The organism is Actinomyces gaoshouyii, from assembly GCF_002072175.1.
Taxonomy (GTDB): Bacteria; Actinomycetota; Actinomycetes; order Actinomycetales; family Actinomycetaceae; genus Actinomyces; species Actinomyces gaoshouyii.
In genome coordinates this window covers 35,426-49,557 of sequence record NZ_MVIV01000007.1, presented here as the reverse complement: position 1 = coordinate 49,557, position 14,132 = coordinate 35,426, and the positions used below count along the sequence as shown (strand labels likewise).

Sequence of the window (14,132 nt, the reverse complement as noted above, 5' to 3'; positions counted from 1 at the left end):
CCGTGCCCGAGCTTCCCGAGGTCGAGGCCGTCCGCGCGGGCCTCGCCCGGCACCTGACGGGACGGCGCATCGCCGACGTCGAGATCCTCGATTCCCGGCCCCTGCGCCGCCAGGACGGCGGACCGGAGGCCTTCGCACAGGCACTGCGCGGGCGCGCCATCACCGGCGCCGCGCGCCGGGGCAAGTTCCTGTGGCTCCCCCTCGACGACGGGCGAGCCCTGTCGGCTCACCTCGGCATGAGCGGCCAGCTCCTCGTGCGCGGAACCGCCGCCCCAGCGGTCGCCGCCGCGTCGGGCGCCCATCTCAGCCCTCCGGGCGAGCCGCCGCCGGACCTGACCGCCACTCGTGCCCCGAGCCTCGTGCGCGATCTGTCCTGCCAGCCCCGCCATCTGCGCATCCGGCTGCTCCTGGCCCCCCTGCCCGGGGATGCCCCCGGCGGCGTGGCGCTGGACCTCGTTGACCAGCGGATGCTCGGCGGCATGCGCGTCACCGAGCTCGTGCCCACCGCTGACGGAGCCCCGGGCGGGCAGGGCTCACCGGAGCCGCTCGTCCCCGCCGATGCGGCCCACATCGCCCGCGACCTCCTCGACCCGGTCCTGGACCGGGCAGCTGCCGTCACCAGGGCCCGCTCCTCGCGCCGCGCCATCAAGACCGTCCTCCTCGATCAGGGCATCGTCTCCGGGATCGGCAATATCTATGCCGACGAGGGTCTGTGGCACGGGGGAGTCCACGGCTCGCGACAGTCCGCCGCTCTCAGCCGGCGGGCGGTGGAGCGCGTCCTGAAGGCCACGGCGAGCGTCATGGAGCGGGCCCTGGCCGTGGGAGGCACCAGTTTCGACTCGCTGTATGTCGATGTCGAGGGCGCCCCCGGCTATTTCGCGCGGTCGCTGGCCGTCTACGGGCGGGCGGGCCGCGAGTGCCGCCGCTGCGGTGCCACCCTCCGCTCCGAGGTGATCGGCGGGCGGTCCCACACATCCTGCCCTCGCTGCCAGACGCGCCCCCGAGCGCGCGGGACGCGCGGCCAACCCGGGCCGCGTTTGTGACGTAGGTCCTCGGACGCTGCTAATGTCTGGGGCATGCCGAACGCCGCTACGCCTGGGACCGTCCGCGTCATGATCGTGGACGACCACGAGATCGTCCGACGCGGGATCGCCGAGATCATCGACCGAGCGGACGGCATGGAGGTCGTGGCCGAGGCCGGCTCGAAGGCGGAGGCCGTGCGCCGCGCGGAGCTCGTGCGCCCCGATGTCATGCTCGTCGACCTCCAGCTCCCCGACGGCACCGGTATCGAGGTCATGCGGGAGGTCCGCGACTGCGTGCCCTCCGCCCTGCCCATCGTCCTGACCTCCTTCGATGACGACGAGGCGCTTGCCGAGGCCCTCGAGCTCGGCGCCCGCGCCTATCTGCTCAAGACCGTCCACGGCGCCGAGATCAGCGACGTCGTGCGCGCGGTGGCTTCCGGGCGCGTCCTGCTGGACGAGCGCACGGTCACGCGCCGCCGCGCCGACCATGACGACCCCACCGCCGAGCTCACCAACGCTGAGCGCAAGGTCCTCGAGCTCATCGGCGATGGCCTGTCCAACAGGGAGATCGGCGAGAAGTTGGGCGTGGCCGAGAAGACCGTTAAGAACCACATCACATCCCTGCTGGCCAAGATGGGCCTCCAGCGCCGCACCCAGGTGGCCGCCTGGGTGGCGGGGCAGCGGGCCTCCGGCTGGCGCAACAACGCCTGAGGCCGCGCTGGGCCCAGCTAGGCCCGCTCCGCGAGCAGGATGGGCGCCCCGGCCTAGGAGCGGTCCAGCGGCGCGATCCAGGTGAAGATCGTCCCCCGCCGGGGCCCATCAGAGCGCGCCCTGGGACCGATGGAGAAGCTGCCGCCGTGGCGCCTGGCCCGCTCGGCCATATTGGCGGTCCCGGAGCGGCGCGTGACCGCGGGATCCACCCCGACGCCGTCGTCCCTGCAGGCGATCGCGGCGAGCGGACCGGTCATGCCCGCCCAGTTCTTCTCGACGCGCTCGGAGGCCGGCAGCACTCCGTTGATCCGCACGTGGATCGTCGCCGAGGAGGCCCGGGCGTGGCGGGCCACGTTGCTCAGCCCCTCCCGCACGACGGCGACCATGTCATCGGCGACGTCGTCATCCACGGACGCGGTGATCGCCCCGGACAACTCGCGGTGAGCGTCCCCGCCCTCCTCGGTGAGGGCGTGGCCGTCGACGGTGATGAGCAGGGAGGGCGCGAAGCCGAGCGAGGTGCGCGCCAGAGAGGCCTCGCGCCGCAGCCGCTCGACGAGCCCGACCTCCTCGTCGCGGTCCCGCAAGGAGTGGACGATGGCGCGGATCTGGCTCACCGAGTCGTCGACGGCCGACAGGACCGAGTCCAGGATGTCGCGCATCGCGTCGCAGTCGGCGTCATCCTCGCACAGGCGATCCCGGGCGGCCGTGACCCGCATCCCGGTGGCGAAGAGCTGCTGGATCGCCAGGTCGTGGAGGTCCCGCCCGATGCGGGCGCGCTCATCGAGGAGGGTGGCCATCTCCTCGGCGTGCTGGGCGTCGGCGAGCTCGAAGGCCATGGTGGCCTGGCCCGCGACGAGCTCAGCGATCTCCAGGTCCTGCTGCGTGAAAGGGGCCTCCCCGGGCTCGCGCAGCAGCAGCATGACCCCGACACCCCGGTCGCGGTGGATCATCGGGGCGTAGAGGGCCGGGCCGAAGCGCGCCAGCGCCTCCACCTTGAGATCCTCCGCGCCCCAGGCGTCGATGAGGGAGGGGACGGTCAGGCCGGTGCGCCGCGCCAGGGTGGACATGGCGCGCCCATCGGCCGGGAAGTAGGTGCCGATGAGCTCGTCGGCATGGTGGCCGTCGGCGATCTCGCAGATCCAGGTGTCGCCCATGCTGGGAAGGACGAGGGCGGAGGTTCCGGCGTGGGCCACCTCCCGCACGCGCCGTGCGATGAGGGTGAGGGCGTCGTCCTGCTCCGCCCCGGACAGCAGGAGGGTTGTGATCTCCTGGGACAGGGCCATCCACTGCTCGCGGTCCCGGGCCTGGCGGTACAGACGGGCGTTCTCGACGGCGATGGCGGCCGCCTCTGCGAGCGTCACCACGGCGTCGATGTCGGCGCGTCCGAAGCCCTCCGGGCGGTCTCCCAGGTAGAGGCGGCCGAAGAGCCGCCCGTGGGCGCGAACCGGCACCGACAGCATGGAGCCGGGCTCTTCCCCCTCGATGGCCCCGGTGAAGGCGGTGGCGCCCGAGAGGTCGTTGACGACGATGACGCCCTGGGGGATGCCCTCGGCCGGCCTGCCGTCCATGAGGCCGGGAGCATCCGGGTCCTCGGCGGCGGGGGTGTCGCCCAGGACCCGCTGGAGGATCTCGGGCCGATCACCGACGAGGTTGGGGACCCGGCCGGTGGACGGGGGAGCGGTCGTGTCGGGTTCGACGACGGCGTCCTTGCTCACGGCGATCGTGCCCCACGAGGCGCCAGTGATCGAGCAGGCCGAGTCCACCAGGCGCCGCAGCGCCTCGGTGACCCGCAGCGAGCTGGTCAGGCGCAGGGCTGCCTGGACGACGTCGACCGCGCGCTCCCAGGGCGGCCCATCGCTCCGGTCCACCCCGGCCCCCGCGGGCGCCTGGTGGGCGTGGACGGCGTAGGCCAGGGGACCACCTGGGCGCGGCTGCCGCGTCTCCTCATGCTCAGGCATCGGCGTTCTCCTGGGAGAGCGACCAGCGGTAGGTCTCCGAGTTCCTCATGAGCTCATCATGCGTGCCGCTCGCCAGGACGGTGGCGGGTTCGCCGGAACCGCGGGCCGATTCTCCGGAGCGGCCCAGCACGAGGATCTCGTCGGCATCCGCCAGGGCGCTCAGCCGGTGCGTGATGAGCAGGACCCCTCGCGCCCGGCTCCCGGCGTCCAGCAGATCGGCCACGAGACGGTCGGCTGTGGCGGCGTCGAGATGCTCCCCGGGTTCGTCGATGAGGAGCAGCGGCGCGGGGGTGGCCAGGGCTCGGGCCAGGAGCAGTCGGCGCCGCTCCCCGCCTGAGATCCCGGTGGCCCCGGTGTCCAGGGGCGTGTCGAGCCCTGCGGGCAGAGCATCGAGCCAGGCGGCCAGTCCTGCCCGTTCGAGGAGCGCGGTGGCGCGCTCGGGCGTCAGAGCGCCATCGGCGACCCTGAGGTTCTCCAGGACACTGGTGTCGAAGACATGGGCGTCCTCGGCGGTGAGCGTGAGCCGGCCGGCCACGTCGCGTCGCTCGGCGCCCCAGGGGGAAGCTCCGTCGATCGTGATCTCGCCGGCCTTGGGCTCGATGAGCCCGGCGAGGGTGAGCAGCAGGGTCGTCTTGCCGATGCCGGAGGGACCGATGATTGCCAGGCGGCGCCCGGGGGCCAGGTCGAGGTCGATGCCCGAGGCGACGATCGGCCCCCCGGGCCAGCCGACGGCCAGGCCCCGGGCGCGCAGCCTGGGCCCTCCCTCGGCGACTTCCGGGAGCAGCGACGGCTTTGGCACGCGGGCTGCGGAGGCCTCCGCGGCCTCCACGAGCCCGACGACGCGCCGGGCGGCCCCTGCGGAGCGGACGAGTTGAACGCTGGCCGGGCCGAGTGCGGCGACCGCCTCGAAGGCGGACAGGGGCACGAGGACGATGACGGCCAACATGACCGGTGCGAGCCGCCCGCTGCTCACCGCGGGAATGCCCGTCAGGAGGGCGCCGATGACGGTCAGACCCAGGGCGGCGGTGTCCAGGGCGGCAGCGACCGCTGCCGGCCGGGCTCCCGCGTCACGGGAGGCGGCGAGGCGCTTCTCCGCGGTCGCCACCTCCTCCATGAGCCGCGGCATGCGTCCCGAGACGCTGAGCTCGGATCCGGACTCGATGGCGGTGAGCGCATGAGCGGTCAGGTCCGTCGCCTGCTCCTGGCGCGCCAGCTCGGCGGCCCTGGCGGAGCGGATGGTGATCGCCGGCCCGACGATCCCCGACAGGGCCAGGCAGACGGCGAGGATGAGGCCTGCGGGCCAGTGGATGATCATGATGCCCGCCACGGTGCCCGTGCTCACGGCGATGGCGATTGCCACCGGCAGATAGGCGCGGATGACGAGATCCCCGACGGCGTCGATATCCGCTCCCACGCGAGCGAGCACATCCCCACGGCGCAGTCCCGCCACCGTGTCGGTGCGCGAGGAGGCCAGGGTCTCGTAGAGGCGGGAGCGCAGCGAGCTCATCCCGCGCAGGGCCGTGGAGTGCGAGACGAGGCGCTCGCAGTAGCGCAGCACTGAGCGCGAGATGCCGAAGAGCCGCACCGCAACGGGGGCCACGCCGAGCGCGGCGATATCGGGCATCTGGGCGGCTCTCGCGATGAGCCAGGCGGACACCGCGGTTAGGCTCACGGCGCTGCCCAGGCTCAGGGCGCCGGCGATGACGGACATGGCGAACCGGCGGCGGTCGAGTCCGAGCAGATCGACGGCGCGCCGCAGCGCCCGCCGCTCGTCGGGGGCGAGGAGGGAGGGGAGGGGACTCATCGACCATCACCGGCCCTCGTGAGGGCGCCAGCGGCGGCGGCTTCGCCAGGCGGCGCGGTCCCCTCGGACGGGATCGTGTCGGGATCGTGGGTCGAGCGAACCTCGACGACGTCGTCGGCGATGGCGATGAGGGCCCGGCGGTGGGCGATGACGATGATCGTCCGTCCTTCGGCCCGCAGTGCTTCGACGGCGCGCAGCACATGGGCCTCGCTGGCGGCGTCGAGGTGGGCGGTGGGCTCATCGAGCACGACGAGGGGCCTGGGGGCGAGGAGGGCTCGGGTGAGCGCGAGGCGTTGGCGCTGACCGATGCTCAGGCCGACCCCGCCCTGGCCAATCGGGGTCGACCAGCCGTGCTCCAGGGAGGCGATGACCTCGTCGAGCCCGGACTGTGCCGCGGCCCGCTCGACGGCTTCGGGAATGGGTGCCCCCGATGCCCTCATCGCGGCCTCCTCATCCTCGCCCAGGACGTGGGCCAGGAGGGTCCCCGGAAGGATGGCGGGGCGCTGGGGGACCCAGGAGATCTGCTCCCACCAGGTGGCGGGATCGATGTCCGCCAGGTCGATCAGCCCGCCTGCGGGCGTTCCGGGGGAATCACCGAGCGGGGCGCTGATGAGCACGCGGCCGCGGTCGGCCGGCAGGAGGCCGAGGAGGACCTGGGCGGTGGTGGTCTTGCCTGCCCCGGAGTCCCCGGTGAGCACCACGAGCCGACCGGGGCGGATGACGGCGGTGAGGTCGTGGGGCGCCCAGGCGCCCCGGGCTGCGACCGACAATCCCTCAATGCGGATGGTCGCGGTGGCGAGAGAGGGTGCCGCAGTGGTGCCGCGCTCCGGGATGGGGGTCTCGAGGATGGAGAAGACGGCCTCGGCTGCGGCCACGCCATTGGCGGAGGCGTGGAAGTGGAAGCCGACTTGGCGCAGGGGGTTGAAGATCTCCGGGGCGATCATGATGACGAGGAGGCCGGTGGCCAGGTCGAGGCCGCCGTACAGGAGCCGGAAGCCGACTTCGACGGCGATGATCGCGACCGACAGCGTGGTGATGAACTCGAGTACCGCGCCGGACAGGAAGGCCACGCGCAGGGTGGACATCGTGGTGGCGTTGTAGGCCTCGCCCAGTGCCCGCACCCGCTTGACCGGCCCGGTCTCGCGCCCCAGGGCCTTGAGCGTCGGCAGGCCCGCGATGAGGTCGAGCACCTGGGATCCCAGTCGCTCCATGGCGGCGAGGCGCTGCGTGGAGTACTCCTGGGTCAGGCGGCCGATGAGGATCATGAACACTGGGATGAGGGGGATCGTGAGCACGACGGCGACGGTCGATGGGATATCGGCCGCGAGCATGACGGCACCGGTCATCGGGGTGACGGTGGCGGCCAGGAGGAGTTGGGGCAGATAACGGACGAAATAGGGCTCGAGGTCGTCCAGCCCACGGGTGAGCAGGGTCGCGGTATCTGCGCCGTGGGTGGACTGCCACCGGGGGCCGAGCGCTGCCGCGCGGGCCAGGACGAGGCGCCGAAGCTCGATGATCGTGGAGGCGGCCGCCCGGTGGGCCCGGCCCTCCTGAACGAGCACGACCAGCGCGCGCGCCACCGCCACGCCGGCCAGGGCCGCCAGGAGGCCGCTCAGCTCTCCCGGGCGCGCTCGGTCCAGGATGACGGGGGAGATGATCCGGGAGATGAGCCAGGCCTGCGCTACCACGAGGATCGCCGTGAGGACACCCGTCACGGCGGTCAGGACCACGTAGCGCCGGGCCGAGTGCGCGTAGCGCATGAGACGTGGGTCAAGGGGCTTCACGGCGCCCATCCTATGTGGAGGGGCGCAGACCGCCGGGTCATAGGCGTCGTTTATGCCGGTGAGTGCTGGGGAGGCGGACTCGATCTGCCACCCGGTTGCCTCCCGCCGTTCCTGGCGAAGGCGGCGCGCTGGTGAGACGATGCTCGTAAGCCCGACCAGCAGGATCAATGCCCCGCCAGCAAGGGCGACCGTTCGGATGACACGACGGCGTCATGAGTGCCCGTTCGCCGTTCCCCAGTGGTGCGTGCGCGGCACGACGATGATCGCCGCCCGGCCCATCTGGGCCGGGCGGCGATCATCGTCGATGGCGGGATCTCACCCCGGCAGGGAGCAGGGGGGCGCTCCCTCGCGCGGCGGGGCCGCGTCGGGCTCAATAGCCGATAACGGCCTCCGGCTGGGCGGAGTCGCGCACATTCGTGGGATGCAGACCGCCCGCATCGGGGTTGATGGCCTCGGCGCTGATGCGCCCGGCGAACACCTTGTAGCCCCAGATCGTGTAGAAGAGCACGACCGGGACGAACACAACGGCCGCCACCGTCATGATGAGCAGGGTGACATCAGCAGAGGCCGCCTGCTGGATCGTCAAGGAATAGGCCGGGTCGATGGACGAGCGCATGACATCGGGCGCCATGGCGGAGAAGATGAAGGCCACTGCGAAGGCGATTCCGGCGAAGTGCATCCCGAACGCCATCCCGAAGCGGCCGCGGTGGCTCATGAGCAGGGAGCCGATGAGACCGGCGGCGGCGATGATGAGCGGCAGCCAGGCCAGGGCGTTGGGGGAGTGGGCCAACTGCGCCCAGAGGGCCCACACTGCGGTGAGCGTCGCGGAGACGGAGCCGGAGCGCACGGCGAAGGACTCTGCGCGCTCGCGAAGCGCCCCGGTGGTCTTCAAGGCGGTGAACAGTGCGCCGTGGGTGATGAAGAGCAGGCAGGTCACCGCGCCGCCCAGAAGGGTGAAGGGGGTGAGCAACGAGAAGAACCCGCCGGTGAGCTGGTGCGAGGCGCCGAGCGTCAGGGAGTCGGCCGGGACCCGGGCCGGGTCGATGGCGGCTCCGCTCGCCGTCTCGATGACCTCGATCCTCATGCCCTGCACCAGATTGGCGAAGGCCACGCCCCACAGCACGGCGGGCACCCACGCGCTGATCGTGTGGGCCCAGTCCCACCAGTCGCGCCAGCGCTGGGAGTTGATCTTGATGCGCCATTCGATGGCGCAGACGCGCACGATCAGGCACAGCAGGATGAGGAACAGCGGCAGATAGGCGCCGGAGAAGAGGGTGCCGTACCACTCCGGGAAGGCGGCGAAGGTGGCGCCGCCGGCGGTGAGCAGCCAGACCTCGTTGCCATCCCAGTGGGGCCCGATGGTCCCCATCATGGCGCGGCGCTCGCGCTCGTCGCGGCCGAGGATCTTCAGGAGCATGCCGACTCCGAAGTCGAAGCCCTCCAGAGCGAGGTAGCCGGTCCACAGGACGGCGATGAGGATGAACCAGAGAATCGAGAGCGTCATGGTCGTGTTCTTCCTTCCCGGCTCAGTACTCGAAGGACAGCAGGGCGGGAGCGTCCGCGGTCTTCGTGGATCCACTCGGCCCGGAGGCCTTGGCTCTGGGGGCGTTCACCGGATCGACCGGGGTGCGCACGCCCTCGCGGATGTAGCGGCGCAGCAGGTAGAACCAGATGACTCCCAGGCCCGCGTATAGGAGGGTGAAGATCACCATGGAGGCCAGGACGGTTCCCGAGGAGACCACGGTGGAGACCCCGTCGGCGGTTCGCATGTAGATCTGGGAGACCGGGTCGGCGAGGTTGGGGGCGATGACCCAGGGCTGGCGGCCCATCTCCGTGAAGATCCAGCCGAAGGAGGAGGCGATGAAGGGCAGCCACATCGTCCACAGGGCCGCCTTGCCCAGGGCCGGGCTGCCGATGAGCCGGTCGCGTCGGGTCAGCCACAGCGCGAGGGCTCCGATGGCCATGGAGATCATTCCGAGCCCGATCATGAGGCGGAAGGTCCAGAAGGTGATCATCTCGTCGGGGGTGTAGTCGCCCGGGCCGAACCTCTGCTCGTACATGGTCTGGGCGTCGTTGAGGCCCATGACCTCGGCGTGCGGGTCGTTGGTGGCCATGAAGGAGTAGATGTTGGGGATCGTCAGGATGTGCGAGGCCGTGCCATCGGCGCACGAGCCGAAGGTCGCGACGGTGAATCCCGCGCCCTCCTGGGTCTCGCACAGCATCTCGGCGGCGGCCATCTTGGCGGGCTGGACCTCGGCGATGATCTGGCCCTGGGCGTGGCCCGAGGCCGTGCACAGCAGGCCGGAGATGATCATGGTGATCGCTCCGAAGCGGGTGAGGCGTCGCCACAGCTGCCGGGCCTCGAAGTCCTGCCCGGCGCGGACGGCGCGGGTCATCCACCACGCGGCCACGCCCAGGATGACGGCTCCCGCCACGAGGAAGGCGGCGGAGATGGTGTGGGCCAGGGTGGTCCACAGCAGTGGGTTGCTCAGCACCTTGAGGAATCCGTCGACGCCGTCGAGCTCGGCGCGCCCGGTCTGCGGGTTGAGGACGGCGCCGACGGGGTTCTGCATCCAGGAGTTGGCCGCCAGGATAAAGAAAGCCGAGACGTTGGTGCCCAGGGCCACCATCCACATGCACAGGTTGTGCAGCTTGGGGGACAGGCGGTCCCATCCGAAGATCCACAGGCCCAGGAAGGTCGACTCCATGAAGAAGGCCAGCAGCGCCTCGAAGGCCAGGGGGGCGCCGAAGATGTTGCCGACGAATCGCGAGTACTCCGACCAGTTCATGCCGAACTGGAACTCCTGGACGATGCCGGTGGCCACCCCCAGGGCGAAGTTGATGAGCAGGATCTTGCCGAAGAACTTGGTGGCGACCCTCCACTGCTCGTTGCCGGTGCGCAGGTAGAGGGTCTCCATGAGCGCCACGAGTGGCGACAGGCCGATCGTCAGGGGAACCAGGATGAAGTGGTAGACCGTGGTGATGCCGAACTGCCATCGAGCCAGGTCGAGGGAGTCCAGCGCCATCGGCGCGAGAGTCATGATCGCACCTTTCGGAAGGGGTGAACGGAAATAGGGGACACCATTGTGGATGGTGGCGATGTATAGGGTCTGGGGCTGATGCGAGTGTAGGGCACGGACTGACGTTGTGTCACGATTTCGTTGGCGCGCGGGACCTCGTATCGCAATCGCATCCGGTGGACCGGCCCCGCCGCGCCTCGGGCCGGGTGCGCCCCGGGGCGCCGACGTGCGCTATGCCTCGGGCGTGATCGGCCCGGCCGCGCCATCGGGCGCCCGGGGGTGTGGAATACTCTGACCCGGCTTCGAGCGCCCTCGTACAGGCGGCCGGAGTCCGAGCCTCGTCGGCTACCCCGGCAGTGGAGACTTGCGCCGCATCGCGCGCCGCCGCACTCCAGCGCCGAGCGGGTGCCATGGCGAGCCGGCGCCTCACGGCGCAGACGCAGACTTTCTCTGCTCCTCCCAGGGGAGCTGACAGCGCCCCGGCGCCGCGAGTACGGGTGGCGCGCGGGCATCCGGAGAGTGCATCACGATGCCACGAGCCAAGAAGACCACCGAAGCCGCGACCGAGGCCGTCGAGCCCATGAGCGCCGCCGAGCCGAAGGAGACTCCCGCCACGCCTCCCCGGCGCCGCCACAAGGCCACCGCTGCCGCTGCGGCCCCTGAGGCCGCGCCCGAGCCCCGGGCGGGGAGGAGTCCCCTGCGCACCTCTGCGGCCGATGAGCCCGAGAGTCCCGAGGGCGCGCCCGAGGAGGCCTCGCAGGACGCTCAGCCCATGCTGCCCGTGGCCTCCCTCCTCTTCCAAGCGCCCGATCCCGCCCGCGCCAGGCGCCGTCGCCGGGCCTCTTCGGCGACGACGACTCCGCAGGAGGCGCCCGCCGCCGGCCAGCCCGTCGCTTCCGCGCGCGGCCGTGGTCGCAGCTCAGATGATGACTCCGAGGCACTCGGTCCACAGGGCGCCGACGCCGCTCCTGAGAGCGCCGCCGCGCCTGCGGGGAAGGGGCGCCGCCGTCGCAAGGCGACGGCCCCGGTTGCCGCGCCCGAGCACGTGGAAGAGGCCGCGCCGGCTCGGCGCCGCTCGCGCAAGAAGAAGACCGCGGATGCCCTCTCGGAGGCCGACGCTCCTGAGTCCCATGAATCCCAGGACGCCCCATTCTCCGCCGAGGATGAGACCGCCGAGTCCTCCGACGGTGCGAACGAGTCGGATGTCGCCGATGACGCCTCGGATGCCGAGTCGGGCCAGGGCAGGCGCAAGCGCCGCCGCGGGGGTCGGGGGCGACGTCCCCGCGGGCAGTCCGCCGAGGACGGCTCTAGCGACGACGCCTCCGCCGCCGAGGACGCTGGCGATGCCGAGCCCGACGGCCGGGCCGTGGGCGCGCCGGTGGAGGGAGCGGAGGACCCCGACGGCGCCGAGGGCGAGGAGGACGGCGGCTCCTCGCGCCGTCGTCGGCGTCGCCGCTCGCGCACCCGCTCCGATCGCGAGGCCGGGGAGGGCAGGGGCAAGGACATTCGCGATGAGGTCACCGCCCTCAAGGGCTCCACGCGCCTGGAGGCCAAGCGCCAGCGGCGCCGGGAGGGGCGCGCTGCTGGCCGCCGGCGCCCGATCGTCACCGAGGCGGAGTTCCTCGCCCGCCGCGAGAGCGTCGATCGCCGCATGATCGTTCGCGAGCAGGACGGGCTCAATCAGATCGCGGTGCTGGAGGACGGCCTGCTCGTCGAGCACTATGTCGCTCGCCACACGCAGGCCTCGATGGTTGGCAATATCTACATCGGCCGCGTGCAGAACGTCCTGCCCTCGATGGAGGCCGCCTTCGTTGACCTCGGCAAGGGCCGCAACGCGGTTCTCTACGCCGGTGAGGTGAACTGGGATGCTGCGGGCATGGAGGGAAGGCCCCGCCGGATCGAGGACGCCCTCTCCAGCGGGGATACCGTTCTCGTCCAGGTCACCAAGGACCCCATTGGTCACAAGGGGGCGCGCCTGACGAGTCAGATCGCCCTGGCCGGCCGCTATCTCGTGCTCGTGCCGGGCGGCACGATGACCGGTATCTCGCGCAAGCTGCCCGACACCGAGCGGGCGCGCCTGAAGAAGATCCTCAAGCGGGTCGTCCCCGACTCCGCCGGCGTCATCGTGAGAACCGCCGCTGAGGGCGCCTCGGAGGAACAGCTCGCCGCGGATGTCAAGCGCCTCGCGGACCAGTGGGCCTCGATCGATAAGCGCGCCAAGGCCGTCCTGGGCGGCTCGGGGAAGGCCCCGGTCCTCCTCAAGGGCGAGCCGGAGCTCGCGCTGAGGGTCGTGCGCGATGTCTTCAATGAGGACTTCCGTCAGCTCGTCGTGGCGGGACCGGATGCCTGGCGCACCATCTCCGAGTACGTCACCGAGCTCAGCCCCGATCTCGCCGATCGTCTCCAGCACTGGGTTGAGCCGGAGGACGTGTTCACCGCTCATCGCATCGACGAGCAGCTCGCCAAGGGCTTCGATCGCAAGGTCTGGCTGCCCAGCGGCGGCACTCTCGTCATCGACCGGACGGAGGCCATGACCGTCATCGACGTCAACACCGGCCGCTACACCGGCGCCGGCGGCACCCTGGAGGAGACGGTGACCCGCAACAACCTCGAGGCGGCCGAGGAGATCGTGCGCCAGCTGCGCCTGCGGGACATCGGTGGCATGGTCGTCATCGACTTCGTCGACATGGTCCTGGAGTCCAACCGCGATCTCGTCCTGCGCCGCCTCGTGGAGTGCCTGGGCCGGGACCGCACCCGTCACCAGGTCACTGAGGTCACCTCCCTCGGCCTGGTGCAGATGACGCGCAAGCGCGTCGGCCAGGGACTGGTTGAGGCCTTCTCCACGCCCTGCGACTGCTGCGGGGGCCGGGGCTTCATCGTCCACGAGAGCCCTGTCGAGAATCAGCAGGCGGACATGTCCGCCTCGGGTTCCCGCTCGTCGGGCCGCAAGGGGCGCAAGGGCAAGGAGAGCTCGACGAAGTCCTCCGACCGCGCCTCGGGCAGGACCGACTCCAACCGCTCCGATCGGGCCGAGGGCGCCGGCGATGACGAGGCTGCGCGCGCTGCCGTCCGTGGGGCCGTGGCTCAGATCGCCGCTGCCACTGAGCAGGTGCACGAGCAGTCGCAGGACCCCTCCCCGGCGACGGACGGCGACTGATCGGAGCTGGGGCGGGGCTAACGTCCCACTTCTGGGCGTATTGCTGGACTCGGTGCGGAGAACGACTGATCCAATCCCCTCATTGCGACGGCGGATCCGCGAAGATCCCCGTAGCATTGGACGTGATGACGCAATGCCATCAAACGGGGGGATGGTCCCCCTGCACTGCGCACAGAATCGTGGGGAGGGGTCATGGCGGCGGCCACCGGCAGGAGGATCGGGATCACCGCGATCCTGCGCTGGGTCGTGGCATTCGCACTCGGCCTCCTCGTTGGGCTGATGGCCTACACCTTCGTGTACGCCAAGGGGTTCTCCTATCTCAGTAATGACCCGCGGGCCTGCGTCAACTGCCATGTGATGGAGGACCAGTACAAGTCCTGGCAGGCGGGTCACCACCGCCGCAGCGCCACCTGCGGTGACTGCCACCTGCCGCATGACAATGTCGTTCATAAGTACTGGGTGAAGGCGGAGGACGGCTTCCTCCACGGCTTGAAGTTCACCACCGGCGACTACCCCGAGAACATCGTCATCCGCGACGTCAACATGGACGTCGCCAACGAGGCCTGCGTGAACTGCCATGCCGACGTGACCGACGACATGCGCCACGGGGCGCTCAATCGCAACGAGGTCTACGACTGCGTTCGCTGCCATTCCGGGATCGGCCATGAGTAGAGAG

At 71.0% G+C, this 14,132-nt stretch carries 9 protein-coding genes; 4 read left to right on the top strand and 5 right to left on the bottom strand.

The features are described from left to right. Positions 1–2: 2 nt before the first annotated feature. Both mutM and B1H50_RS07140 read left to right on the top strand, forming a co-directional pair. Entirely contained in the window at positions 3–1,043 is a 1,041-nt protein-coding gene (gene mutM, locus B1H50_RS07145) for a bifunctional DNA-formamidopyrimidine glycosylase/DNA-(apurinic or apyrimidinic site) lyase (protein WP_080463093.1), read from the top strand. Between the two features lie 33 nt (positions 1,044–1,076). Beyond that, a complete protein-coding gene (locus B1H50_RS07140) occupies positions 1,077–1,733 on the top strand; it encodes a response regulator (RefSeq protein WP_080463092.1) in 657 nt (218 codons plus the stop codon). Positions 1,734–1,786: 53 nt separating this feature from the next. Here the strand turns inward: B1H50_RS07140 and B1H50_RS07135 are convergent, their stop codons facing one another. The 5 genes from B1H50_RS07135 to B1H50_RS07115 form a co-directional block, all read right to left on the bottom strand. Further along, positions 1,787–3,691 (bottom strand): sensor histidine kinase, encoded by a 1,905-nt coding sequence (locus tag B1H50_RS07135; RefSeq protein ID WP_080463091.1) that lies wholly within the window; start codon positions 3,689–3,691, stop codon positions 1,787–1,789. Then, positions 3,684–5,495, bottom strand: a complete 1,812-nt coding sequence (gene cydC, locus B1H50_RS07130) for a thiol reductant ABC exporter subunit CydC (protein WP_080463090.1) — start codon at positions 5,493–5,495, stop codon at positions 3,684–3,686. The genes B1H50_RS07135 and cydC overlap by 8 nt, the downstream gene beginning before the upstream one ends. Beyond that, complete coding sequence (gene cydD / locus B1H50_RS07125) at positions 5,492–7,279, bottom strand: thiol reductant ABC exporter subunit CydD (protein WP_188640737.1); 1,788 nt, start codon at positions 7,277–7,279, stop codon at positions 5,492–5,494. Before cydD ends, cydC begins: the two co-directional genes overlap by 4 nt. A gap of 370 nt (positions 7,280–7,649) precedes the next feature. Next, positions 7,650–8,783 (bottom strand): cytochrome d ubiquinol oxidase subunit II, encoded by a 1,134-nt coding sequence (cydB, locus tag B1H50_RS07120; RefSeq protein WP_080463088.1) that lies wholly within the window; start codon positions 8,781–8,783, stop codon positions 7,650–7,652. A 22-nt stretch (positions 8,784–8,805) separates the two neighbouring features. Further along, a complete protein-coding gene (locus B1H50_RS07115) occupies positions 8,806–10,320 on the bottom strand; it encodes a cytochrome ubiquinol oxidase subunit I (protein ID WP_080463087.1) in 1,515 nt (504 codons plus the stop codon). Positions 10,321–10,828: 508 nt separating this feature from the next. Between B1H50_RS07115 and B1H50_RS07110 the strand changes: the two genes are divergently transcribed. Further along, positions 10,829–13,456, top strand: coding sequence for an Rne/Rng family ribonuclease (locus tag B1H50_RS07110; RefSeq protein ID WP_080463086.1), 2,628 nt, complete (start codon positions 10,829–10,831; stop codon positions 13,454–13,456). A 192-nt stretch (positions 13,457–13,648) separates the two neighbouring features. After that, positions 13,649–14,128: a cytochrome c nitrite reductase small subunit gene (gene nrfH, locus B1H50_RS07105; RefSeq protein ID WP_080463085.1), complete on the top strand. Its 480-nt coding sequence runs from the start codon at positions 13,649–13,651 to the stop codon at positions 14,126–14,128. Positions 14,129–14,132: the final 4 nt, after the last annotated feature.